Below are 25823 nucleotides of genomic sequence, written 5' to 3' on the forward strand. Positions count from 1 at the left end.
GGTTTAATATCTAGGTAATTCGCTCCACCAAATCAATTATTTACCGGAAAACTTAAAATGAAAAAATCGTTCGTCTTGCTCGCTGCCGTCGTCGTTCTCGTTGCGGGTCTCGCAGCTAGTGCCCAGGTTGAAGCCCCATATGATTTTTACGCTCGCGGCCCCTATCGGGACAATGTTCCGAGGCCGCAGTCGATACTTCGCTTTGACGTCGGAACGCACCACACGACCTACGGACAAATGGAGCAGGTCATATTCGCCATCGCCAAGGCAGCTCCCGAGCGCGTTAAGATATTCGAGATAGGGACCACGCCGGAGCACCGGATGCAATACGCGATCGCGATCTCGGCACCCGAGAATATGCAGCGGCTCGACGAGATACGCGCGGCAAATAACCGCCTCACGGATCCGCGAAAAATATCAAAGGCCGAGGCCGATCAGATCGCTGCAAATAACCCGGCTATCGCCTGGATGGCATATACGATCCACGGCAACGAATCATCTTCGTTCGAGGCAATGATGCAGGTCGTCTATCAGCTTGCGGCGTCCGACGACCCCGCAACGCTTGACGTCCTCAAGAACGTCGTAACCGTCGTCATCGCCGGGGAAAACCCGGATGGCCACGAGCGATTTGTCACCTGGTACAACTCCGTCAACGTCGGCAGCCCGGACCGATTTGCAATCGAGAAACGCGAGCCCTGGTCCATCTGGGGTCGCGTTAACCATTACCGGTTCAATCTCAACCGCGATACGCTCGCCTTCACCCAAAAGGAAAGCCGGAATATGCAAAAGGCATTCATGGAGTGGAACCCTCAGGTCGCTGTTGACCTCCACGGCCAGCCTGAACAGTACTTTTTCCCGCCCGTCGCACTACCGATCAACCCGAACCTTCCGCAGCCGCAATACAATAAATGGCTCGATGTTTATGGCCGGGCAAATGCGGCCGCCTTTGACGGTAACAAATGGGACTACTACGTCCGCGATATTTTCGACGCGTTCTATCCGGGATACTGGGATATGTATCCGTCGCTCAACGGAGCCTCCGGCATGACCTACGAGACCGATGGCGGCGGCCCGAAGGGTCTTAACTACACTCGCGAGGACGGCACCATCGTTACCTTTCGATCATCGATCGCGAAGCACTACGTCGCGTCGCTGACGACGCTCGAGACAACGGCGAAGAACCGCACCGAACGCATCAAAGACTTCTACGATTTCCGCTCGCGAGGAATGGCCGACCACGCCAATGCGAAGATGAAGCGGATCGTGCTCGAACCGGCCGCCGATCGCGTAAAGACCGCCGACCTTGTTGAGATACTTCGGCTCTCGAATATCGAAGTAAAGGTCGCCACCGCCCCGTTTACATCGAACACCGCGCACACCTACATGGATAAGAGCTCCAGGCCGATGAGGCGGACATTCCCTGCGGGCTCGTACGTCATCGACCTCGACCAGCCGCAGCGGATCCTGATCAAGGCCATCCTCGAGCCCGATACACCGCAGGACAAGGCATTCGTCGAGGACAACATGGCCCGTTTCCGCCGCAATCAGATGCGCGGACCCGGCCAGCCGAAGGAGCAGTATGGCTTCTACGATGTGACCGCATGGTCGCTGCCGCTCGGCTTTGGCGTAACGGCCCACTGGACCGAAGAAAACTCGTCCATCCAAAGCTCGATGGTCGATCAGGCTTATCTCGACAACGCCCGCCAAGGAACCGTTTCCGGCCGGGCCGCGATCGCCTACATCATTCCTTATGAAACGGATACTACGAGCGCGATGATGATGCGGCTTCTTCAAAAGGGCTACAAGGTCAATGTCGCAAATCGCCCGCTGAATGCCGGCGGACGCAACTACCCGTCGGGCACGTTCGTAATTCGCATTTCACGAAACCCCGAGTCGATCCACGACACGGTCAGCCAATACGCACGCGAGATGGGTGTGAATGTAACGGCCGTGAACACCGGATATTTTGACGAGGGCGACACCGGAGTTGGCGGTGAAAACGTCAACGCTCTTCGCCAAACGAAGATCGCGATCGCGGCAGATGAGGGCATCACGCAGGAATCGTACGGAGCTATCTGGTGGACATTCGAAAAGTACGGCGTTAAGTTCACGCCGATGCCTTTTGCCGCCATTTCCCGCGGGGCACTCCGAAACTACAACGTCCTCATTATCCCCTCAGGAAACCCGGGAGCGATATTTTCAAACCTAGGCCCCGGCGGCGTGAACGCCGTCAAGCAGTTTGCCCAGCAGGGCGGGACGGTCGTTACGATTTCCGGCTCGGCCGTTTGGGCAACTCTCAAGGACGTCGGACTGACATCGTCCAAGATGGTCGGTTCTGAAGAAGATGAACAAAAGGGCAAAATACCGGAAGAAAAGCCGGCGACCTCCGCCTCCGCGTCACCTTCACCGACACCGGCTCCAACGCCGAACGATCAAATGCCGGAGGTAGGCCAGCCGCTTCCGCCTATTGCCTCGCCCTCGGCCAATGCGAATAAGGTTCCCGAGGCACTCGCCGGTGCGATGTTCCGGGCAACGGTCGACCGAACTAACTACATAAACTACGGAGTCAGCCAAAATGAGATTCCGGTGCTGCTCCAAACGGGCTACTTCTTCCGTTACTCAAAGGAAGGCACGAACGCTGTGGTTTTCGACACTAACCCGGCCAAGCCGATCACCATTTCGGGTTTTGTTTGGGAAGGAAACACCGAACGCCTGCTCAAGGGCACGTCCTACATCATTGACGAATCTTTGGGCGGCGGGCGGGTCGTACTCTTCGCTGAAGACCCGTTTTATCGAGGAATGACGCGCTCGACGACGCGGCAGTTTTTTAACTCAATACTCTTCAATGGTATCTTTTGATGTAAGGTTTTATGTTCACTATCAAGGCAGGTTACAGCGATCAGATCGAGCTTGAGGCTCCGCTCGAGCGTGTCCGAGAGTTCTTTGCAGACCTGACGAACTTTGCGGCCCTCATGCCGGGCGTTTCTCAGGTTGTTATTGACCGCAAAGGAATCGCCCATTGGGATATCGAAACGATGATACCGGTCGTCGGTTCGATGCGGCAGCGGTTCATGCTCGAACTCGCCGAGGACACGGAAGATCGCATCGAGTGGTTCCCAATCCGGGAAGAGACGCGGAATTTTCTTCGCTTCTCGGCCGATTTCCTCGCGCGGTCCTCGGTTCGTACGATGGTTCAATTTACTCAAATGGTCGAAATGCGGCGCCAGAATGCCCGCGACCTGCACACGCTTGCCGGCCTCGCCGGTGAGACAATCATCAGCAATGAAATGACTCGCCGGGTGACGGAAATGATCCAAACATTCATAACTCGAGCAAAGGAGAAACTAGAAAAATGAGAACAAAAGGGTTGCTATTTTTTATGCTTGTAGCCGCTTTCGCGGTTGCTGTTTCCGCACAGGTCACAATTCCGCGAGAAAGCAATTTCCAGGAGACCTCGCAGATCATCGGGGACGCGAAGATCTCGATCTCTTATCATCGGCCTAACGTCAAGGGACGCAAGATATGGGGAGAACTCGTTCCGTACAATGAGGTATGGAGAACGGGTGCAAATAATGCCACCGTCTTCGAAACGCCGGTCGATGTTATGATCAACGGTCAAAAGCTTGCCAAGGGCAAATATGCCCTGTTCACCCTGCCGACCACCGGTAACTGGACCGTTATCTTTAACAAGAACTGGAACCAGTGGGGGGCCTTTACCCACGAACCCAAGGACGATGTGTTGAAGGTCGAGGTAACCCCGCGGCAATCGGAGTTTCATGAAACCATGGCCATCGAGTTCGAAAAGGTAGTAGGCAGCACCGCTGAGGTCAATATACGTTGGGAAAACGTAGCCGTGCCGTTCACTGTCGACGTCGGCGATTTCAATGCCCGTTGGGTAAATGACAATCGCCGCCGAACGTTGAACGAGCGAATGACGCTGGCAAGCTACGTCCTCTCGCAGAAAATGACCGGAAGCTACGCAGATGCTCTTTCTTGGGTAGAGGAAGCTGAGCGAACGAATAAGACCTTCGGTGTTCTCTCACTCAAGGCTCGGTTGCTTGCCGAGATGGGCCGCAGACCGGATGCGATCGCAGCCGGTGAGGCCGCGCTTGCCGCAGGCCGGGCATCGACGCCTCCTGCAAGCCAGAATGCCTTGACCGCCCTTGAGAATCAAATAAAGGGGTGGAGAGGCACTAACTAGCCGCTCATTTTAACCTTTTGCCGTATCCCGTCAATTCTTGCGTCTTTAGAATTGACGGGATACTTTTTTTGAAGTAATCTCTTATTGAAATTGGCTTTCAGTTTCGCAAATAAATGCAGACCCAATTAAGACAACAGTTCGCACCTATAGCCAACGATGAGAAACGAATTGACGTTTCTCTCGAAGATGGCAGAGCAGTGATCAAAATGGCCACATGGATCGACGGACTCGGTTGGAGCACGCAAAAGACGATGGCCCTTGAAACGGAACTTGTCGAAGATCTGCATCGTGCATTAGCCAGTGCTCGGGTTCGCCTTCGTTCTGCTGAAAGTTTACAGGAGTCGGATAGTTCCGCTCGTGTCCTGAGTTTCCCGTCCGCATCATAGTTTCTTCCCCCTGAAAAAACTAAAGCCGGGCCCGAAAGAGCCCGGCTATTTTTCGTTTGATCTAACGAAGCCTAGCTGACTTCGCGAAGCACTATCCGCTCGGTACCGGCCTTTGCCGTTCGTTCAGATGTCAGCTTTTCGAGTTCCTCGATGTGCATCTGCTCATCAGAGATCTGCCCCTCGAGCCAGAACTTCTGCGGCAGGTCGTTGTCGTCGCAAGCGGCCCAAGCCGCCATGTAAGCCGCCATCGCTTCCCTCTCAAGTTCAAGTGCCTGCGAGAGCATTTCCTTGAGTTCGACCGATTGGCGGATCATTGCCGGTTCGACCGATGGAATGCCGCCGAGAGCAACGATCTTATCGCCGAGCACCTCCGCGTGGTCCTGAGCCTCTTCGGCCTGATCCCGGAAAAAGCCCTTGAAGACTTCCCGGTCCGTACCCGTTACCAAATAGCTGTGTTGAGAATACTGGATAACGCCGGCGAGTTCGCAGGCCAACGCCTTATTCAGATTTTCGATCAATTCTTGTCGTCCCATATCTCTCCTTTGGGTTTAACCCTTATTCGAGAGTTTAGCGGCGATGCCCCCAACTGTCAAACTAACTCGTTTATTTGCAACAGTTAGTATTGAATTGCAATTTCATTTGCTGATCGAAGATAGGAGGAGAAGAAGCTCAACCGGCCTTAGGTTATCGTTCCGCCGTCAACGGTGATTATCTCGCCGTTCATATAGGAATTTCGCGAACTGACGATGAAAGCGGCAAATTCTGCGAGTTCTTCCGGCCGCCCGAGCCTTCGGAGCGAGACCCAGTTTTCATGAGCCTCAAGCAATCGAGCCGGAAGCGTGTTTCCGAGATCTGTGTCGAAGATACCGGCCGCGATCGCGTTAACAGTGATGCCAAAGTTCGCCGCCTCGCGTGAAAGGCACTTCGTAAACCCGATCATCGCCGCTTTCGAGGTTGCATAATGCACTGCGGTCGGCAAAGCCCGGATCGCACCGATGCTCGTGATGTTGAGTATCGTGCCTCCGCTCCGGCGGCGTATCATCTGCTTGTAGAAGGGTTTTGTGACGGCAAAGAGACTGTTGACGTTGGTATCTACGACCCAGTCCCACGAGCGGTCCGTGGTTGTAGCAAAATTATCCGCCTTGTTTACAGCAGCGTTGTTGACAAGAATATCGATGTGTCCAAAGGCCTCTACAACCTCTCTTGCCACACGCTTCATTCCCACTCGATCGGTAACTGATACCTTGAAGGCCGCAGCCTTGCGGCCAAAGGCCTCGATCTTGGCTTTCACCGTCTCGGCGAGTTCATCGCTCGTGTGATAATTGAAAGCGACGTCCGCGCCCTCGCGTGCGAAAATTTCACACAATGCGGCGCCGATGCCGCGTGTGCCGCCGGATACGAACGCCGTTCTTCCTTCCAATAACAGGGTCAAGCAGGGATCTCCTCAAAAACAAGTACTCGATGCAAAAACATAAGGTTAAATTACCGCAGATTATCTGGCAAGCGTAGGTGTGAAATGAGGGCGAGAAGACTAAGCGGCCGCAAGTTCGGGCTGCTCGGCAAATTGTGCCGGAAGCAATGCAGCTATCTCACGGACTATCCGCTCGGTCGAATCCGGTAGAGTGACATTGGCTGTTGCATCCTTCATTCGGCGATATTTTGTCTCGTCCTCGATAAGCGAGCGTATCGCGGGAACAATGTCGGCTGAGCGTTCAAGAATGATACCGGCTCCGTTATTTGCAACAAGGTCGAACGTCCCAGCCTCTTGAGGCATCGGCGGCGTTGTCGCGTCGGCAATGATCGGCAAGCGACAAGCGAGAGCCTCAAAGGTCGTCAACCCGCCGAGTTTTGAGACCATGACGTTAGCCGACTGCATCAGCTTCTCGATCTCATCGGAGTAACCGATCACCTTCACCGGGAATTTGGCGTGCTTGGCGATCTCTTCCGCTTCGGCTCTGAGAGTTTCATTCCTTCCGGCCAAGAATATCGCTTGAACATCAAGTTCGCCGCGGACGAGCTCCTTAAAGATGGCGGGTATATTGCCGCCCCCGACCCAACCGGCGTTGACAAAGACGGTAAACTTTTCAGGGTCCAGCCCAAAGGCCTTCCGAGCTGTCTGTGCATCGGCCTCATTCACTTCCCTGAATTTCGAGTGGACCGGCATCCCTGAGACCTTGATACGCGTGGGTTCAACTCCGTAGTCGATCAACTGCCGCCTTGCGTCGTCATTCGCAACCAGATACAAAGACACGTCGTTGCAGGCCCATCCTTTCCAGAAGCCGTAGCCAGGATCGGTTACGACCGTAACGAGCGGTATCTGCCCAAGCAAGTTCAGCTCTTTAAGAATTCGCGCGAAGATGTGCTGGGTCAGAGGATGGACACTAACAACTATGTGCGGACACCACTTCTCAAAAACGTCACGAAGGTAGATCATGCAACGCCGCTGGAAAAACTCACGCGTCTCCGGGCGGAACCGATTGACCGCCCAGTAAACATATTTCATCCAACTCTGCCTGTGCCGCAGTACCCAGTTATATGTGTTAACAAGCTTTTCGGTGATGTGATGGCTGTCTTCTACCGCCTTGATCACCCGGACCACGGCCGATTCGCCATGCCAAAAACGTTCCACGCCGTCGACCAACGCTTTAGCGGCGGAGCGATGTCCGCCGCCCGTGTCAGACGATATTATTAGGATCTTTGGAGCCGTTGACTGCATTGCAGGTAGTAAGGCCGCGGTCGTTAAGCCTTGAGAGCGACCTCACGCCCGACCGAGAAGCCGGACTCCTTTGCGGCTTTTCGAATGTCTCGCTCAAGCTTCTTGATCTTAATGAGATGCCCGGCGTTGAATGGCAACGAAGGATAAAAACAATTCGACTCGTGAGTGCAGTAGCAGCCTGCCCCCGCTTCTTTCCTCCGAGCCTTCATTAGGTCTGTTTGCCAGGCCGTCTGGAAGTTCCAATCGTAATCACGCAGATTCAGCACGTCAGGCTTATTTTCACACGATGACAAAGCGCCGTTATCGTAAATCACCGCACCTGCGCTCCCGGCGTAGCATTTAAGCTGTGCCTTGTTCTCCTCTTTGGTCTTTGTGATGACGTCGTGCATGTAGATATCGACAGCCGCCTTGAAGACACCGGACTTTCCGCCATACATGTTCTTGAGCGCAGCGTTCTTCGTGTCTTCAAGGATCATATGAGAAAGCTGAGTATACCTTTCGGGGTCGAATTCGAGCTCCGTCGGATCAGCCGAGGGCGGGCGGATATAGTTGATGTTCACCTTATCCGGCTTCAAGTCATGCTTCAGAAAGTCGTACCAGTCAAAAATCGTGTCTTGGTTCGAACGCATCACACAGGTACAGGTCTGGATATCCAATCGCGGGTATTGCTCACGCTTCATCTGCTGAAGCGTTCGAGCCGTATGGATCGCCTTATCCCAGCTTCCCTCTTTCCCACGGATCTTCTCGTGAGATTCCTTCATCCCGTCGATGCCAAGCGCGACGGTTACGTTTAGATCGGGACACTCATCCATGATCTTAGTGACGTCCGGAAAGATCCGCGGATGGATCTGTCCGTTCGACATCAGGTAAACCGAATCGAGCTTGTTGTTTTCGTAAAACCCGCGAACGATCTCCGGAAGGTCTTTCCTTGTAAAAGGCTCGCCGCCGGCAAGAACCAGCACGCCAAGGTTTCCGCCGAGCGTTTCGGATATCCGCGCGATCTCGTCCGTTTTCATCTGGAGCTTCTTGCGCGGGCGATCATCGAGTTCCTCGGTAAAAAAACAATGCGTGCAACGCATATCGCACACACTCGTAACAAGTATGTTTAAAAATATCGGCGAGATCGGCTTCCCTACCAAAATACTCGCGTACCGCTTGAAAATCTCTTTAGTCGTAAAGTCCATGTTTTGTACACACTCCGACGGCCAGCGGCAATTTCCTAAAGGCCGTCCATCTCTAATTTATCTTATTCGTCGAACAAAGGAAATCAATTCGGCCCCTATTCCGTCACAAGAAGCAATAAAAATATCTTGCATTGAAACCTAAAAGTGTTATTATTCGGTTAATTTAGCGTCGTTTGTCTCACGTTTTTCTGAAAGTTCCTTTTATTCGGTCTTTGGTTCGGTCGCTGATCGCGGTATCAATCGCGGCTCATATCCTGTATGCGGTCTGAATTATTAAAACTTCATATCCCATCGGCAGTGTCCTTGGCGTCGATGATCGTTATCTTTTCGACTGTTTTCTTTACGGCCCAAATTGCCGCGCAAACCGCGGAGAGATCTGAAAAGTTCCCCGCTGCTCGGACCAAGTTCAAAAAGCCGATAGGCAAGATACTTTCAATGTTTGCTCCTATCGGCAACAATGTACTAGTTGCCGGCCGCGTAACTGACGCAAATGGAGCTCCGATAGCGAACTCTGTCGTCATTCTAATGGATGACGAAAACGGCCTTCGGTATGCCCGCACCGGTACCTTCGGACAATTTGCCTTCCATGATGTAGCGCCGAATGAAACCTATGTAGTTTCCGTCCAACATAGGAAATACCTATTTGCCTTCCCAGCCTATGTTATTGAGGTCATGACAGATGTCACGGATATCGTCTTTATTGGCGAAGACGATCAGTTCTGATCCGGTCCCATAAACTCGATCTCTTACAACTGCACATCCGGCACAAAAAGTTTTAGACTGGCTCTATGTTCGAGCGAGTTTATCTTGATAATGCCGCGACCACCCGGCTTGACCCAGCTGTGCTGGAAGAAATGTTGCCGTTTCTGGCCGACGACTACGGTAACGCCTCGAGTATTCATTCTTTCGGCCAGACAGCACGGGCGGCGGTCGATCGTGCACGGCATCAAGTCGCAAGCCTGATCAACGCACGCCCGGCAGAAATCGTCTTTACATCGGGCGGAACCGAATCAAACAATCTCGCAATACGAGGGCTCATCGAGTCTGAATTACGAAAGCCCCGCGTCGCCGGTGAATCGCTACCTCACATCATTATTTCTGCGATCGAACATCCCGCAGTGAAGATGGTATGCGACGACCTCGCCGGACGATGCGAGATCACGGTCGTGCCGGTCGATGAGAGCGGGGTTCTCGATCACCGGCGTGTGATCGATGGCATTCGTGAGAACACGATACTCGTTTCAGTAATGGCTGTGAATAATGAGATCGGGACGATACAACCGATTGCCGAGATCGGAAAAGCCGTCCGTGAAATTCGCGAGAATGGACGTCGTATCTGGTTTCATACTGATTCCGTGCAGGCCGCGGGAAAGATACCGGTCGATATCGAAGAGTTTGGCTGTGACCTGCTTTCGCTTTCAGCACACAAGATCCACGGCCCTAAAGGTATCGGAGCGCTCTACATTCGCCGCGGCGTTCGCCTACATCCGCAGAACATTGGTGGCCGTCAGGAGCGCGGAAATCGAGGCGGTACCGAACCGGTAGCTCAGATAGTTGGTTTTGGAGCCGCCGCTGAATTAGCTGCCGGAGAAGTGACGGCAACAGCAAACCGTCTTCAAAAGCTGAGGGACGCATTCGAGGACCAAGTGCTGGAGATCATTCCGGGAACGCTGGTAAATGGCGATCGCAGCCGGCGTGTGGCGAATATCTCAAACCTCTCTTTTAGTGGAGTTGAGGGCGAGGGGCTGTTGATAAACCTTGATATGCAAGGGTTTGCTGTTTCGACCGGAGCGGCGTGTTCGAGCGGCTCAATTGAACCGTCACCGGTAATCGTTGCACTTGGCAGAGATGATGAGTATGCCCGCGGGGCCGTCAGATTCAGCTTTTCCAGATTCACTACTGCCGAAGACATCGAAAGGCTCCTAGCCGCGCTCCCTCGTTCGGTCGAAACCCTTCGGTCGCTCTCTGCAGGACTCGCCCCCAAATAGAGGTGAGGCGACCGTCGCGGGAAAACGGCCGCCTCAAGGTGTGGGATTTAAGCCCTTCTCATCAACAACCTAGTCCATTATTATGATCCCGTTGTCGATGATGATGCCGCAATCCTGACGCTCGGCCGCGTTGTCGATGATGATGCCGCCGAAATTGTCAATGATGATGCCGACTATGTTGTCGATAATGATGCCCCAATCCGGCTTTTCAGACTTCTCTGAACACTGCTGGCTGGTCTTGGTTTCTTTACCGATTCCGTTATCGATGATTATCCCGTTGTCGATGATGATGCCGGCGTTTGCTACTGAGCTACCGATCATGATCATTCCTGCGAGTGCGATCGTTGCTGCGATGTTCTTAAAGTTTTTCATTTTATCCTCTCTTTTCTCCTAACTTTTTCTGAGAGTCCCTGTCTCTCGATGCTCTTCTTAGTACAACCGATGTGCCACAGCTTTATCTAAGGTCCCGAGTAAGTGTAAGTCGTTGCGAGAATTAGAGTTGGGGCGACAGCGAATCAATGGGATCATTACATTAGTTCGGCTTAAAGAATGGATACCTAATACACATCGAGGCGGGCATTCGCCGCAACTCATTGTTATTGCAACAGTTACGGCACTGTATATTCTGTATACGCAGTCGATGTGTTTAGCAGGTATCCACAACAAACTCTTGCCAAGTAAATTTTGCTGGATTTTTTTGTCGCTGAATGCTAGTATTCCTATGGTCGTTTTCCTGACCTTCCCGAATCGAGCATTATCGAGAATCCGAGTCTTCCACGTTCCCGGATGGAGAATTCCTTGACTACATCGGCCGAAGGGCCCTCCGGCACCGCGCTCCCCTATAGGGTTAAGATCGCGGTTTCCGCACTGGGGCTTATCGCGCTTGCCGGCGCGTTGGCGGCAGCTCCGTTCACGCCGATCGGTGTCGGATATGTATTTGTTCTCGCGTTCGCGGTCTTTGTCGCTCCGCGGATGACGCTTCAACTTTCGGGGTCGAATCTCACTCTCAGTTTTTCGGACGCGGTGGTTTTCTTCACGTTCATCGTGTATGGCGGCGAACTTGCCGTGATAACCGCGTTCGTCGAGACCTTCGCGAACTGCGTCTATCTAAAAAGGCGCAGAAAGGAATCGCCGAAGTTTTTCGTTCTCTTCAATGCGTCGCTGTCGGCACTCATCGTTGCGGCAACCTATGGCGTCGTTGAATTATTCTCCCGGGCGGTTTACGGCTCGGCCTTTATCGACCTAAGGCTCACCGATACTCGTACCCTTGCGGCCGTCCTCGGACTCATCGCCCTCACGCACTTCTTCTTCTCATCGGCTTTTGCGGCGTTTTATCAAAAGCTCCGGACACATGGAAGCTTTCTTGAGATCTGGAAAACACATTGCGTTTCGTCAGCGTTGACCCACTTCACCGGTGCCGGCGTTGCCGGAGCCACTTACAAGGTATTCAACTACGGTGATGTAGCTCTTGGGGTGATCTCATTCGTTGTCGTTGCGGTCGCCTACATTAACTACCGGACACTCATAAACGATATAAACCGTTCGATCGCGAGCGTCGAAGAGGCGGAGCGGCAAAAAGCCGATGCCGAGCGTCAGCGGGCTGAGGTCGAAAAAACACGTCGAAAAGAAGCTGAAAGCTACGCCGAGGAACTCTGCCGATCGCTGGAGAAAGAAGCTCGGGCAAATGATGCCTTAAGGAAAAGCGAACGGGAACTTCAGCACGCAGCAAGCCACGATTCGCTCACAGGCCTGTCCAACCGGAAGCATCTGGGCGATGTACTTCGCGAACTGATCGCCGCATACAAACAAGACTCCGCAGCTACTTTTCAGGTCCTGTTTCTAGATATACGAAGCTTTAAGAACATCAACGATACTCTTGGCCATTCGATCGGCGACAAGGTACTCTCCGTCGCCGCAAAGCGTTTTTCGAGAGTTGTTAATGCGGAAGACACGGTCGCCCGTATTGGCGGGGACGAATTCGCCATCGTGCTTCGAGGCCTTGCGACCGCCGGCAAGGCTCAAAAGGTCGCCCGCAAGATACATCGCAATATCACCCAGCCTTTTTCGCTCGCCGGCAACCGCGTTTCGATCGACGTAAACATCGGCATTGCCCCGTGCGATACTGAGTACGACTCGCCTGAAGAAATACTCCGTGATGCTGACATTGCGATGCACTACGCCAAGGAGCGAAAGGACGGGCCCGCGGTCTTTACCAAGGAGCTCAGGCATCGCTTCCTCGAAAGGGTTCGGTTCGAGATGGACCTTCGCCACGCAGTCGAGCGGAACGAGCTGTCAATGCACTACCAGCCGATCGTCTCGCTGATCGACGGCCGTCTAGCCGGGTTTGAGGCTCTCCTTCGCTGGCATCATCCCGAGTTTGGAATGATCCCGCCAAACAAATTCATCCCGATCGCCGAAAGCTCAGACCTTATCCAGCCGATCACATATTGGATCTTGCGTGAGACGACAAAACAGCTCGCCGCGTGGCAGGCTATCTCGCCTGATTACGGAGATCTCGAAATGAGCGTGAATATAGCTGGTCGGCATCTTTCGAGCGACGACCTCTCTGACCAGGTCGAGGACGCTCTGGAAAACTCGGGCATTCGGCCGGAAACGCTAAAGCTCGAGATCACAGAAAGCACGGCGATGGAAAACGCCGAGCGTTCCATATTGCTGCTTAATCGGCTCAAGTCGCTTGGCGTCAAGCTCAGCATCGACGACTTCGGCACAGGCTATTCATCGCTCAGCTATCTCCACCGGCTACCTTTCGACACGCTCAAGATCGACCGCAGTTTCGTAAGCGGAGCGGGCGAGCGGGGCGAGAACTCCGGGATTCTGCAAACCATAGTTTCACTCGGTACCAACCTCAAGATGCGAATGGTCGCCGAGGGTATCGAGACCGAAACCCAACTTGCGACGCTCCGGAATCTTGGCTGCGATTTCGGCCAAGGCTATTTGTTCTCCAAGCCAAAACCGGCGGAGGAAATGGAGAAGCTTCTTTACGCACGCCACTCTTGGCTTCCCTCGCAGAAAGATGCAGCCATCGAGCTTCACTCGGACTCGGACACGCAGCCGCACATACCTCTTTTCTAGCCCGCTGATTGTTTCCACCGGGCGTACGAACTATAATTTCGAGATATAAATCATCTCGGAGGTTCGAACGTTCAAAATGTTCAGAAAAGCACTTTCCTTTGTAACCCTTCTTTCGGTTCTTGTCCTCACTATTCCGGCCCAGAAGAATTTCGAATACCCGAAGGCCCGTAAGGCTGATCAGGTCGATGACTTCCACGGTACAAAAGTCGCTGACCCGTATCGCTGGATGGAAGACACCGGCTCTGCCGAAACCCAAAGCTGGATCGAAGCACAAAACAAGCTTACCAACTCATACTTTGAGACCATCCCGCAGCGAGCCCGCATCCGCGAACGCTTAACAGAGATCTGGAATTTCGAGCGGATCTCGGCCCCGTCAAAAGTTGCCGACGGGTTCTATATCTATTCGCGAAATGACGGATTGCAGAATCAGAGTGTGCTTTACCGGGCTTCCTCGATCAAAGATGAAGGTAAAGTTTTCTTCGACCCCAACAAGCTCTCGGCCGATGGAACAGCCGCCCTTAGCGGTTCATCGTTTACCGACGACGGCAAGCTATGGGCCTACGGCGTTTCTCGCTCAGGCTCAGACCGTACCGAGTGGCGGATAATGAACACGGAGACGGGTGAGCACCTTGCCGACACGCTTCCGCCAAATCGGCAGGGCGGCGTCTCGTGGGCAAAGGATAATTCCGGTTTTTATTACCAACGGTATCCTGCACCTGAATCGGGTGCGGAACTTCGTGCCGCAAACCGGTTTCCGAAGATCTATTTTCACAAACTCGGCACCCCGATCTCCGAAGACAGAGTAGTCTACGAACGAAACGACGATGGCGAACTGACGTCCGGCGGCGGTGTAACTGAGGACGGCAGGTTTTACGTTATCTCGACCTCGAAAGGAACGCAGCGGATGAACGAGGTTCATTTCAAGGACCTATCGAAGCCCGATTCGCCGATCATCCCGCTAATAAGCGAGCGTACGAATAGCTGGGGATTTGTTGGTAACGATGGGCCTGTATTTTACTTTCGTACGGATAAGGATGCCGAACGCGGCAAGCTGGTCAGCGTAAACGTCTTGGCTCGTGAGCGTGTTTGGAAAGATGTGATCCCGCAGTCGGCGTACACGCTGAATGGCGTGCAGATGATCAACAATCAGTTTGTCGCAAATTACTTAAAGGACGCCTACACGAACATCAAGATCTACGACAAGAGCGGCAGACACGTTCGCGACGTCGAACTGCCCGGCATCGGCTCTGCGGGCGGCTTTGGCGGCAAACAGGACGCGACCGAGACCTTCTACAGCTTCTCGAGCTTCAACGCCCCGGCAACGATCTATCATTACGACATGAAGGCGGGAAAGAGCACTGTGTTCCGCAAGACCCCGGTGAAGTTTGACGGTTCACAGTACGAGGTTAAGCAGGTCTTTTTCAACAGCAAGGACGGCACACGCGTCCCGATGTTCATCGCTCACAAGAAAGGCTTAAAACTCGACGGCACCAACCCGACGATCCTTTACGGCTACGGCGGTTTCAACATCAATCAGACGCCGGGCTTTTCGGTCACGCGTGCAGTTTGGATGGAAATGGGCGGCATCTTTGCCCTCGCGAACATCCGCGGCGGTGCCGAATACGGCAAAGAATGGTGGGCGAACGGAGCAGTTCTGAAAAAGCAGAACACGTTTGACGACTTCATTGCCGCGGCGGAATTCCTCATCGACAATAAATACACAAGCTCGCCGAAGCTTGCCATCCAGGGCGGTTCGAACGGCGGCTTGCTCGTCGGTGCGGTGCTCAATCAGAGGCCTGAACTATTCGGAGCGGCGCTTCCCGCGGTCGGTGTGATGGACATGGTCCGCTTTACCGAATTTACAGTCGGAGCGTTCTGGAAGTCCGACTACGGCGACCCGAAAAAGCCCGATGAATTTAAGGTTCTTTACAGTTACTCCCCTCTTCACAACGTCAAAGCGGGCGCCAAGTATCCCGCGACGCTCGTTACGACCGCCGACACGGATGACCGCGTCTTCCCGGCACATAGCTTCAAATACGCAGCCGCGTTGCAGGCAGGCCAGGGCGGCGAGGCCCCGATACTCATCCGCATCGAGACCAAAGCCGGCCACGGTGCCGGCAAACCGATCTCAAAACAGATCGAGGAACAGACGGACATCTTCGGCTTCCTATTCAAAAATCTAGGGATAAAGTGAAGGGATTTTGTAATCGCGAATTTTGATATTCTGTCTCTACCTGAAAATTGCAGGTTGAAGTAGGAAATCGGTCTCCGGTTAGAAAACTGCGTATGACCGGCCGCCGCTGGCACCCCTCTATTCGTCTGCGATTGAGGAGCCTTCGGGCGGCGTTCGATCACGCCGTTTTGTTTGAGAACCGGTGGTCGCACGTGTCGCCGGATAAATTCCCCTAGGCCGCGGGTTTGTTGATGGAATCGACTCCGTCATCACTCTTAGCTGGTCTTTGACCGGTATTGATTGCCGCCCACCCATTTCTTTCCGCTCCCGCCCTGCTTATCGGTGCGCTTGGCAAGTTCTCCCAATAGCCTGCCGCAAAGTGAGATTCCACCGGTCAAAAGATTCATTCGGCATTTTTTGACCCTTTTGGTTCTCCACCCGAACGGCAGGCCGGAAACCCCCCGCTTTCGAAATGCCGGCGTCTGAACTCCCGCCGAACGGCCGATCTTCGGGGTTTTTCCAAAGCCATCCAATCCGAGGAGAAACAATGGAGAAAAAAAAGAGAAAAAATTCAGGACTTATTCGCCGGTTTTCGATTTAATACCGCACATCGGGGATTGTATCGCTGTTCGTGTCACAGCAGGACGGAATTCGGCATCAATGACGGAAATCTAATGTCAACGATTTACTTAAGGCCTGCGGATCGGCAGGGAAACCCGGCCTCGAAGATGATTGCTCTCCGACAAGCTGGCGGCGACCCTGACATTCAACTATCTCGAAACCAATCTGCCCGCCGGCGTACCCGAAAACACTCTGGAACTGAAACCCTACACGGGTGTAGGCAGCGTTTTCGACACGATTCCCGCGACGATTGATACTTCGGCAAATACGATCGTTACGACTTCGGGCAGGCGAAATCTACGTCATTGCGGTCAGACATAGGGAATACAACTTCCAACCGCAAACTATTTTTGTCGCGGAAGACATCACGGGTTGAGTTTTGCAAGCCGAAACGGACGGCAAAAAATAATTCAAGCCTGATTTGAAATTACAGGCAATTTTCAAATCAGCAACCGCAATAGACGGAATAGGGAGCTAAAAAAACAATGAATAATAGAAATAAAATCAACAAACTTATCTATACGATCTGCTTCGGCATAATGTTATTCTCGGCAAATTCGGCACTTGCGGCGACAATAACTTGGACAGGCACAAGTTCAAGCAGCTGGTCGAATCCGTCGAATTGGGATGCAAACCAAGTTCCGACTGCGGCAGATAATGTGATTGTCAACAGCGGTGCCGTGCCCAATCAACCGATAATAAACGAAACTGTGACTGTTAATTCGATCAATCTCTCTGCCGGGCAGATCAGCATTTCCGGCACTAACTCTGTTACCACTTTTTCTCTGACACAATCAGGCGGGGTCTTCGATGTCGGAGGTGGTAGTTTCCTTGCCCCTTTTTCGATGAGTATTTCCAATGGAAATTTTATTGTCGGAAACGGCTCGACCACTTCGCAATCCTTTACACTATCAGGTGGAACTTTCAACGGCGGTAGCGGAACATTAGACTTTAGCATCTCTTTTACGGTTTCAGGTGGAACTTTTACGGCTCCGACGGGGAGCTCATTTTTTGGCAATTCTCTTACTATCACCGGAACCGGCAGTTTTGTGCCGAACGGCGGGACAGTTGTCTTTAATACTGGGGCTAACGGTAGTTTTAATGTCGTTCCGAACGGCGTATTCACACTTGATAATGTGGAAATAAATAAACCTTTGGATAATGTGGGGCTATCGGTGGCAAGTGGCGACACTTTGCAAGTGAACGGCAATCTGACTTTGACGAACGGGCGATTTAGCGGCGGCAGTCTGGTTGGTCTGGGGAATATATCTATCGCCAGCACTTTCGACGGCGGTGCCGGAACTTTGCTGATTGACGGAAATGCAACGCGAACCGTTACGATTCCCGCCTCGGCTGCGGTGCCGAGATTAACCATTAACGCTCCGAATACAACAATTAATACAAGCGGAACGGGAACAATCTCTTTAGGAACAATGCAGATTCAAAATGTCGCTTCGATAACAAATGGTGCGGCGGATTTCAATTTTAACGGATCAGGAACAGCACCATTAACATTATCCGGCGGAACTTTCAACGGCGGAAGCGGTTCCCTGACATTCGGTTCAACGTTCACTCAGACGGGCGGAAGTTTTACCGTCGGAAACGGAAATGTTTCGGTGATAGCAGCGTTTGTTCAATCGGGCGGAGTTTTTACGGGAAGCGGTTCGACACTCGATTTCCAAAACAATTTTACAGTTTCCGGCGGAACATTTACGGCTTCAAGCGGTAATACCTTTATGGCGAACGGTTTTTCTGTGAACAACGCAATTTTTCAACCGAACGGCGGAACGGTGATTTTTACAGGGACTTCAAATACAAACTTTAATGTTCTCCCGGACGGAGTTTTAGCGTTAAATAATGTCGAGGTCAATAAATCTTCGGATACAGCGGGTTTAGCTGTCGGATCAAACGACACGATGCAGGTCAACGGCACATTTACCCTGACGAACGGGAGAATAATCGGAGCGGCGGGCGGAACTCCGCAAGCTAACGGAAATTTGATAGTTGCTTCGACCTTTGACGGCGGCGACGGCAGAATGGCTTTCGGCGGTGCGAATGTTCAAAGTTACACAAACAACGGCGGCATTCTTCCAACGGGAAGCTGGACGGTCAATAAAACCGGCGGAACGGTCAATCTTCTGAGCGATCTCGACATCTCTAACGGAACGCAAAATTTCACCCTGACCGAAGGCACGATCACGACCGGAACAAACACCGTCATCGCAGGAACGCGAAACATTTTTAACACGAACGGCTTTATCATCGGCGGTTTGCAGAGAACTTACGCAACAGCCGGTTCGCGTCAGTTCTTCGTCGGCACGGCAAACGGTTTCGCTCCCGCTACGATCAATGCGACTGCCGGAACTTTCGGTGCGACAACGACATTTACAGTCCGTGCAAATAACGGAACTCTGACGGGTGCGTCGCCAACAAATTCGCTCACCCGAAATTGGACACTCGAACCGGGTGCGGGCGGAATCACGACGGCAAATCTGACGTTTCAATATCTCGAAACTGATCTGCCCGGCGGTGCAAACGAAACCGGATTTTCATTCTTGCGGCGAAACGGCGGAATGACGACCAACCAGGGTTTTACGACACAAAACACGACGACCAATGTTTTTACTTTGGACGGAGTCACAAATTTTTCCGACTGGACACTCGGAACGCTTGCACCGACCGCGGCAAATGTATCGGTCGGCGGACGGGTTTTAACCGACACGGGACGCGGAATCCCGCGAGCAAGACTTACTTTGACCGATTCAAACGGAAACACTCGCACGACAATGACAAATCCGTTTGGCTATTACCGTTTCGATAATGTCGAGGTTGGACAAAATTATATTGTCTCGGTCGCTTCAAAAAGCTATGAATTTGCAAATCCGACACAGGTTGTTTCAGTTCTTGAAAATGTTACAAATGTTGATTTCATTGCGTTAAATCAATCAGCAACGGGCAAAAAGGCTAAAATCAACGGAAGTTTAAAAGACGGTAAAGGCAATGTATTGGCAAATACGCGAGTTGAAATTTCAGGCGGAAGTTTCAAGGACAGTTTAACTATTCAAACCGATGAATCTGGAAACTTTGTTTTTGAGGACTTGGAAATTAACGCAACCTTCATCATAAATATTCGGCACAAATATCTTGTTTTTACTCCGCAGGTGATATTTGTCTCTGAAGACATCGAGGGTTTTGATCTAACGCCTCAGATGTAATTAAAACCACGTTCCCAATAATTTCGGGCTTTGTCTTTTGATTATTTACACGGCAACGTGAAAAAATATTCAAATGCAAAGCCCGAAAAAACGCACCAACGCACTTATCCACGAAACAAGTCCGTATTTGCTTCAACACGCACACAATCCCGCAAACTGGTATCCGTGGGGTTCTGAGGAGTTTGAAAAGGCGAAAGAAGAAGATAAACCCGTTCATCAGCATCGGTTAATTCGGCGTGTCATTGGTGCTACGTAATGGAACACGAGTCTTTTGAAAATCAAGGAATCGGGGCAATTATGTGGTCAAGAGTCGCGCGTTCGACAACGGTGCGGTGGTAAACGCCGGAGCAATCTCCTTATTAAGCGGCGCCTCCGGTGGGTTTGGCGTCATTTCGGCCGTCAACAGCGTCATCGGCACAACCGCCAACGGCGGAACATCGATGAACTTCTCCTTCGACACCGCCAACAACCAACTGGTGGTCGGACGTCCGTACGACAATACCGTGACTTTGCAAATCGCGCTTGCACCGACCGCAGCCGAATCGTCGGTAAGCGGGTGGGTCAAAACCACAACCGGCACCGGAATGCCAGGTGTCCTTGTTAGCTTGTCCGGCGGAAATTTGGCTCAGCCGATGACTACCCGAACCGGCAGCTTCGGAAACTTTCGCTTCGATCGTTTACCGGTTGGTGAAACATTCGTGTTGTGGGTCAACTCACGACGATGTTTGTTTGATCAATCCACACGCGTCATTGCGTTGTTTGACGAGGTCAACGACGCAAGTTTTGTTTGCAGCGAACGTTAGACCTTGCACTTTGGAATATTGAGCCAATTCGAAGGATTCGGCGTGGTGGCGATTTCTGATCGGCGGCGGCATATCCCGATGAGGGGGTTCTGCGAGCGTGAACCGGAACCTTGCTTTCCCTCGTTTTTCTCGGAATCCCTGGCGAAACTACTGTCGGCGGCGCAGGCGGGAGAAACTCCGATCCTGATCCGCATCGAGACCAAAGCCGGCCACGGTGCCGGCAAACCGATCTCAAAACAGATCGAGGAACAGACCGACATCTTCGGATTCCTCGTCAAGAGTCTCGGCATGAAGATGAATTAGTCATTTGCGGACTTCCTCGTCCACATATTCCTTATCAATCAGCCCGGGCGTCAAAACCCCGGGCTTTTTTCGATGAACTGGCTAAGCCCTAGCTCTATCCAACTCCTAAAGTCGATCAGCATTCGCACAACCGGCATTACATTAATTTGCCTCGATTATTCAGTGTGCGCGCTTTACCTCGTTGATACTCGCCACGTACCTGCTCCCACTTTTCTGACTCACGTCTCCCAGAAATCTTTCAGTGGTTTTCTTTTCAATCGAAGAACGGTAGAACAGTCGGCGCGCTCCAGAGGGCGGCTTCGGTGGAGATGCTGAAGTAATCGTGATCTTTTTCACCGTAGAGAAGATTCTTGCCATTCCAAAGTGTGAAGTGGCCGCTCGCGCTTCCGTCAGCAAACGGGACTTTGAAGCCGATTATGCCTCGGCTCTTGCGGAAAAGACTCTTGTCTATAAAGCCTTGAGCATGTACAACCGGCTTGCCATAAACCGTTATCATATATGGCCAAAATTCCTTCACCCTAAGGCCATACCATCTCTTGTCTTTGCCCTGCCGCGTGCGAAATTTCTCCGTCCAAGGTGGGATTAAATGTCCCGCGATATTTAGCGGCTTGCTGATGCGAACGATGCAGGTGTCATCGATCTCGGGCTTGTTCACATCGCCGCCGATCTCCTGCTTTACATCCGCCGCCGTCTTCCCATCGCCCGGATAAAACATCACCATGTACTCAAAATTTGGAAGCAATTTTGCCATTTGCATTTTTATCGAGGACACTTTGGCCGCCCTATGCACCACATTTGGTCGACTCGCCCATTTGCGCTTTGGAAAATCGTCTTAGCCAGCCACCATGAGTCTGACACGGCTCAGCCGGACAAAACTCTGCATCGTGAGTGAATCCCGATTCTCGTTAATCGATGATCGCCCATGAAAACTTGCCTGCCGCGAGTGCTAACACCCAAGGCTGCCGCACACTCCCCGTCCCTACGGGGTTTACACCGGTCCAATCTTCATATTCGTAAATTTCTATTCCCCAACCGCCGGTTGGTCCGACCAAACGAATATCCCTAGTGGTAAGGTCTTCGCTGTTATATGTCGGCGTTCCTTCTGTCGGACCGTGACTGAACCTGATAATGCCTTTATCAAGTGTTCTCCAGTGGCCCTGGGGGTTGGTCGAGGTTCCCGTAATTCCCCCCCACAATCGGGTTCCGGCACTAGGCGTCGAAACCCGCAGCCTCAATGTAACTCCCGCCTTGTCAACGATTTCTACCGTGTGATCTCTCATTGCATTCTCCCAATATCATGAGTTTCCAATTTTTTCTGAATCATTCTGGCGAGAACCGGTCAAATCGCGAATGCTGACGTAAACAAATCACGGAACTGGGTCATCATCGTAGATTCGCTTGTTGTCGCCATAAATATGTATTTCGGGCTGCCTATTCGCTACCACCTGGCGGAAAATGCGCCCCATTTCGGCGATAATTGAGCCGACAGCATCAGCCGGCGGAGAATTCACTCGGCGGCACAACGTACTTTCCGATCCTGGGTATTTGAGCTTCAGCGGAAATCGATCGTAGTGAACCTACTACTATCGCTTCTCTTGCTCTCATTTCGGCTCCTTCCGGCATATCGCGTCAAGCGATTTCTCCGAGCAAATGAGCTTCTTGAGAGCCTCAAGTTGCCGCTGAAGATCCTTGTTTTGTTGCGCGAGCTCCTCGATCTGCGCTTGCTGTTGTTTGAAGGCGTTGATAAAGAGAATGTTCAAGCTGTGTTCCTTTACTTCCACGACCTTGCCTTTATCGTTGAGCGTAACCAAGTCTGGAGCGATTTCCGCGACATCTTCAGCGTTCAATCCCACGTCAGACGAGCCGTTGTCTTTCCATTTGAAAGCGACCGGTTTCAGACGCTTGATAATACTTAGACCGTGAGTGAATGGCTCAATGTTTTGTTTTTGTGTTCCCTCGGAAAACGGCGAACTGCAGTTTGTGATCACATTTGCCGTTATTCCGTCGGTCGCCGCCTTCCAACAGAGGTGAATTCCGGAAGAACCCTGGGCAAAAGTTCGGATGTAAAGATTGGGCGCAACCACGCCTCCCCCCGCAGCACTATTTACGACATCGAGGGCCGGAACGCTCGCCAAGCCATTGAAAATGCCTGCTCTCAATGCTCCAAATACTTGTGTCGATTGAGCCGTTGTGCCAAGAACGATCGTATTGTTGGTCGAAACCGTCACACCAGTACCAATAGCGATCGAGTTGCTGACCTGCGTCGATGTGTTCGGGTTTCCTGCACCGGAGCCGATAAAGACGTTGTTATTGCCGACGGTATTGTTAGCCCCTGTAAAGCTTCCAATAAAGGTGTTTGATGACCCGGTATTCTGATAACCTGCCGATCGGCCAAAAAACGAATTACCAAGTCCCGTCACATTTGAAATTCCAGCAGCGGAGCCGAAAAATGAGTTACCTTCTGCAGTATTGGCCCTGCCGGCATAGGTTCCGAAAAATGCGTTAGAGCCCGCGTTCGTATTGCCGAGTCCGGCCTCATAGCCGAAAAAGGCATTATCGCTGCCAGATGTGTTTGCCCATCCGGCCGTGTTTCCGACAAACGTATTGCGGGCTCCTGAGTTGTTGGAGAAACCCGCACGAGCCCCTAAAAAGGAATTCCTCGATGCTGTCGAATTGTTTTCCCCCGCGCCTTGTCCGACAAAAGTATTTTCGAAACCGGTCGAATTTGAAAGCCCTGACCGAGATCCAAGGAAAGTATTATTGTTGCCGGTCGTATTGTTGACGCCGGACACCCGGCCAAAAAAGGAATTGTCGGATCCAATCGTATTATTGAAACCTGTTCCTTCTCCGAAGAATGAGTTTCTGCTGCCGCTTGTGTTCCGTAAGCCTGAATTGTTTCCGAAGAATGAGTTTGCCTCACCGGTCGTATTGTCAACCCCCGCGGCGGCACCAAAGAAAGAATTAGATCCACCGATATTCGCTAGGCCGGCTCCGCTTCCGAAGAATGAGTTTCGGCTGGCTGCTAGATTACTAGCACCCGCATTGATGCCGAAAAAAGCGTTGTCGATCCCTGAATTTACTGTTCCTGCATTGATTCCCACAAACAAATTTCTAAATCCAGCATTACTCAAAATACGCTGGCCTCCGATTTCAAATTGCGTTGTCGCATTGAAAATATTCGCCGAGCCGGCCCCGCCGATATTGAAGGTGACGCCAGGCTGAGCTGAGGCTGAATTTTGAACATAGTTGCTCGCGTTCAACCGCGGGTCACTGGTCAAGACAAATTGACTTGCAGCGACCCCCCCAAGGTTGAGCGAGTTGACCGAACGAGCCGATTGGAACGAATACGGAGAAGAAGTCAACCTCTCACGAGGAAGAAGCGTGGTGTAAGAGGCTTCATTCGGGCGCTTTATCCGCACCTCCAGAAATCGATCGGGCCCGTTAAACTCGTCCGAAGCAAAATTCAGTTTGACTGTGAAAACGCCGCCCGTTACATCCACGCCAGCACGCGAAATTGTATCTAGAACACTCTCACAATCCGAAGTATTGCAGAGATTGAAAACGAAATCGTAAGTCGCTGACTGCTCTCCGGTTACAGTAAGTTTGCCTTGATAGGTAATTTCGTTTGTCTGTGCAACTATGCCGATGGTAGCCAACAATAGAGCAGCAAACGTACCCAGAAACGTTCTATGGTCGCCTTTTTTCATCTTCAGTTCTCCGTAGCCAGAAATCCCTTCATCGGATTTCCGTAGAATGCCTCGGTTTTCCACGCCGTAGCGTTCCATTTTTCAGAAGTGCCGATTATCGTGACCGGAATGAGTACCTTGTGATAGGTGAGGTAACCTGGCTTCTGATAGCCGCCGTCGACGATCTTGCCGTCAGCACCGACCGTGAATTTTGCCTCGCGGACCTGGGTGCCATTGTGATACGCCTTTACGGTGTATTCGCCCGGGTTTTTATCGATGAAAAAGGCCTTGGGCATATTATCGCGATGGTATTCCCCGCCATTGTCAACATGTATTTCCCGGTCGCTTTTACTACTCCACTGGAATTCCCAGAGCCGCCAGTGATGGAGGTCCGGCGAATTCACGGCAAATGCGCTTGCACGGTCTTCGCGTTCGTTAGGTTTCGTCGTCGCCAGCTGCTGGCCTTGATAGAACAAACGGCCTTCGAGCCCGTGATCTGTTGAGCCCAGTGATTTCTTGAACCACATGCCCACCTGGATAGGAAAATTGACTCCAAGATCCTCTCCGATGAAATTGCTGAAATGAAAGGACACGTATCCGATGGGCATTAACCAATCATGATCGACATAATATTCGTTCCGTGTCTCGCGGCTAAATTCGATCGGAAATTTGCCAACCTTGAATTTCCCTTGAAATGCGATCTCGCCCGAAGCGCTATTGGTGATCTTGATACCATATATCCCGGTCGCAATGGTCGACTTCGTTTTGACCATCTGGGTAGTGACGTCACGATTGCTCTTTACCATGACTGTTAGGTCCGCGGCACGATTGCCGAGCTCAAGGGGTTCGCTGAACCACACTGAGCCGTCTGGATTAGTGTATTCGGCGACGTAGGGCAGCTCCGCCTTATAGTCATAGAAAACGGTGAACTGGACCTTTGGAACCCAACTGCTTATACCTTTTCCCGGTGACTTCCAGTATTCCTTTCCGGTCTCAGCCTGAATGTAGACCGAATCGCGAACAAAGAGAACGTTTGCGGTGGTCCTGATGAAGCCATAGGGCTGCTTCCCGCTTGGGGTTGAGTAAGTAGAAGTCTCAGATTGCTCAACTGGAGCGGCTTGGTCGTTTTCCTTTCCTCGGCTCTCAGTTTTTGGCTGATCGGCTTTAGGCTTCTCGACCTTGGGGATCTTCGGCATCTTGATCGGAAATTGAGCGACAACCGAGCCGGCTGTTGAAACCAAGATAAGAAAAATTACATTTGCAACGATAGCTTTCATTTGATCTCCCTTCCTGCTGAAGTGACAAACCGCCAGCGTGCGTCCTTCGGCTCATAAAAATAGTGGATGGCCCGAGCGTATCTTGTGCTACAATCCATCCATTCTCTGAATGTGAATCAAATATACGGGCAATCAAACCGAGAAGTCCTGTGAACTTGCTTAGAGTACTATTAGAAA

Annotated in this window: 20 protein-coding genes and 1 pseudogene; 11 read left to right on the plus strand and 10 right to left on the minus strand. The window is 52.0% G+C overall.

Annotated features, from left to right (window positions below):
- Positions 1-57: 57 nt before the first annotated feature.
- From IPM21_00855 to IPM21_00865, 3 genes are read left to right on the plus strand one after another with little or no spacing between them, the layout of a single operon-like run.
- Positions 58-2859: a hypothetical protein gene (locus IPM21_00855; GenBank protein ID MBK9162465.1), complete on the plus strand. Its 2802-nt coding sequence runs from the start codon at positions 58-60 to the stop codon at positions 2857-2859.
- Positions 2860-2870: 11 nt separating this feature from the next.
- A complete protein-coding gene (locus tag IPM21_00860; GenBank protein MBK9162466.1) occupies positions 2871-3356 on the plus strand; it encodes a hypothetical protein in 486 nt (161 codons plus the stop codon).
- Between the two features lie 23 nt (positions 3357-3379).
- Positions 3380-4201 carry a DUF2911 domain-containing protein gene (locus IPM21_00865; GenBank protein MBK9162467.1) on the plus strand — a complete coding sequence of 274 codons (822 nt, stop codon included), beginning with the start codon at positions 3380-3382 and terminating at the stop codon, positions 4199-4201.
- Positions 4202-4658: 457 nt separating this feature from the next.
- Here IPM21_00865 and IPM21_00870 read toward each other — a convergent pair whose 3' ends face one another.
- From IPM21_00870 to IPM21_00885, 4 genes are all read right to left on the minus strand, one after another.
- A complete protein-coding gene (locus tag IPM21_00870; GenBank protein MBK9162468.1) occupies positions 4659-5120 on the minus strand; it encodes a ferritin-like domain-containing protein in 462 nt (153 codons plus the stop codon).
- Between the two features lie 146 nt (positions 5121-5266).
- The gene (locus IPM21_00875) at positions 5267-6019 is read right to left on the minus strand and encodes an SDR family oxidoreductase (protein ID MBK9162469.1); all 753 of its coding nucleotides are present in this window, start codon (positions 6017-6019) and stop codon (positions 5267-5269) included.
- Between the two features lie 99 nt (positions 6020-6118).
- Positions 6119-7303 carry a glycosyltransferase gene (locus IPM21_00880; GenBank protein ID MBK9162470.1) on the minus strand — a complete coding sequence of 395 codons (1185 nt, stop codon included), beginning with the start codon at positions 7301-7303 and terminating at the stop codon, positions 6119-6121.
- 23 nt (positions 7304-7326) lie between these two features.
- Positions 7327-8487, minus strand: coding sequence for a radical SAM protein (locus IPM21_00885; GenBank protein ID MBK9162471.1), 1161 nt, complete (start codon positions 8485-8487; stop codon positions 7327-7329).
- A 258-nt stretch (positions 8488-8745) separates the two neighbouring features.
- Between IPM21_00885 and IPM21_00890 the strand changes: the two genes are divergently transcribed.
- Positions 8746-9210, plus strand: a complete 465-nt coding sequence (locus IPM21_00890) for a carboxypeptidase regulatory-like domain-containing protein (GenBank protein ID MBK9162472.1) — start codon at positions 8746-8748, stop codon at positions 9208-9210.
- Positions 9211-9275: 65 nt separating this feature from the next.
- Positions 9276-10475 carry a cysteine desulfurase gene (locus IPM21_00895; GenBank protein MBK9162473.1) on the plus strand — a complete coding sequence of 400 codons (1200 nt, stop codon included), beginning with the start codon at positions 9276-9278 and terminating at the stop codon, positions 10473-10475.
- Between the two features lie 69 nt (positions 10476-10544).
- Here IPM21_00895 and IPM21_00900 read toward each other — a convergent pair whose 3' ends face one another.
- Positions 10545-10847: a hypothetical protein gene (locus IPM21_00900; GenBank protein ID MBK9162474.1), complete on the minus strand. Its 303-nt coding sequence runs from the start codon at positions 10845-10847 to the stop codon at positions 10545-10547.
- A 414-nt stretch (positions 10848-11261) separates the two neighbouring features.
- Between IPM21_00900 and IPM21_00905 the strand changes: the two genes are divergently transcribed.
- A complete protein-coding gene (locus IPM21_00905; GenBank protein ID MBK9162475.1) occupies positions 11262-13568 on the plus strand; it encodes an EAL domain-containing protein in 2307 nt (768 codons plus the stop codon).
- Positions 13569-13644: 76 nt separating this feature from the next.
- Positions 13645-15762 (plus strand): S9 family peptidase, encoded by a 2118-nt coding sequence (locus IPM21_00910; protein MBK9162476.1) that lies wholly within the window; start codon positions 13645-13647, stop codon positions 15760-15762.
- Between the two features lie 1288 nt (positions 15763-17050).
- Here IPM21_00910 and IPM21_00915 read toward each other — a convergent pair.
- Positions 17051-17737: a hypothetical protein gene (locus IPM21_00915; GenBank protein ID MBK9162477.1), complete on the minus strand. Its 687-nt coding sequence runs from the start codon at positions 17735-17737 to the stop codon at positions 17051-17053.
- Positions 17738-17795: 58 nt separating this feature from the next.
- On the opposite strand from IPM21_00915, the gene IPM21_00920 reads away from it, so the two are divergent.
- The 4 genes and pseudogenes from IPM21_00920 (at position 17796) to IPM21_00935 (ending at position 20683) form a co-directional block, all read left to right on the plus strand.
- Entirely contained in the window at positions 17796-19577 is a 1782-nt protein-coding gene (locus IPM21_00920) for a carboxypeptidase regulatory-like domain-containing protein (protein MBK9162478.1), read from the plus strand.
- A gap of 73 nt (positions 19578-19650) precedes the next feature.
- Positions 19651-19916 (plus strand): annotated as a pseudogene (locus IPM21_00925) (DUF255 domain-containing protein).
- Positions 19877-20380: a carboxypeptidase regulatory-like domain-containing protein gene (locus IPM21_00930; GenBank protein ID MBK9162479.1), complete on the plus strand. Its 504-nt coding sequence runs from the start codon at positions 19877-19879 to the stop codon at positions 20378-20380. Before IPM21_00925 ends, IPM21_00930 begins: the two are co-directional and overlap by 40 nt.
- Positions 20381-20458: 78 nt before the next feature.
- Entirely contained in the window at positions 20459-20683 is a 225-nt protein-coding gene (locus IPM21_00935) for a prolyl oligopeptidase family serine peptidase (protein ID MBK9162480.1), read from the plus strand.
- 253 nt (positions 20684-20936) lie between these two features.
- Here IPM21_00935 and IPM21_00940 read toward each other — a convergent pair whose 3' ends face one another.
- The 4 genes from IPM21_00940 to IPM21_00955 form a co-directional block, all read right to left on the minus strand.
- The gene (locus IPM21_00940) at positions 20937-21434 is read right to left on the minus strand and encodes a hypothetical protein (GenBank protein ID MBK9162481.1); all 498 of its coding nucleotides are present in this window, start codon (positions 21432-21434) and stop codon (positions 20937-20939) included.
- A 154-nt stretch (positions 21435-21588) separates the two neighbouring features.
- Positions 21589-21963: a hypothetical protein gene (locus IPM21_00945; GenBank protein MBK9162482.1), complete on the minus strand. Its 375-nt coding sequence runs from the start codon at positions 21961-21963 to the stop codon at positions 21589-21591.
- Between the two features lie 321 nt (positions 21964-22284).
- On the minus strand, positions 22285-24468 hold the full coding sequence (locus IPM21_00950) for a tail fiber domain-containing protein (GenBank protein ID MBK9162483.1): 2184 nt from the start codon (positions 24466-24468) through the stop codon (positions 22285-22287).
- Entirely contained in the window at positions 24393-25646 is a 1254-nt protein-coding gene (locus IPM21_00955) for a hypothetical protein (GenBank protein MBK9162484.1), read from the minus strand. Before IPM21_00955 ends, IPM21_00950 begins: the two co-directional genes overlap by 76 nt.
- Positions 25647-25823: the final 177 nt, after the last annotated feature.

It is taken from the genome of Acidobacteriota bacterium (assembly GCA_016716435.1).
Taxonomy (GTDB): Bacteria; Acidobacteriota; Blastocatellia; order Pyrinomonadales; family Pyrinomonadaceae; genus OLB17.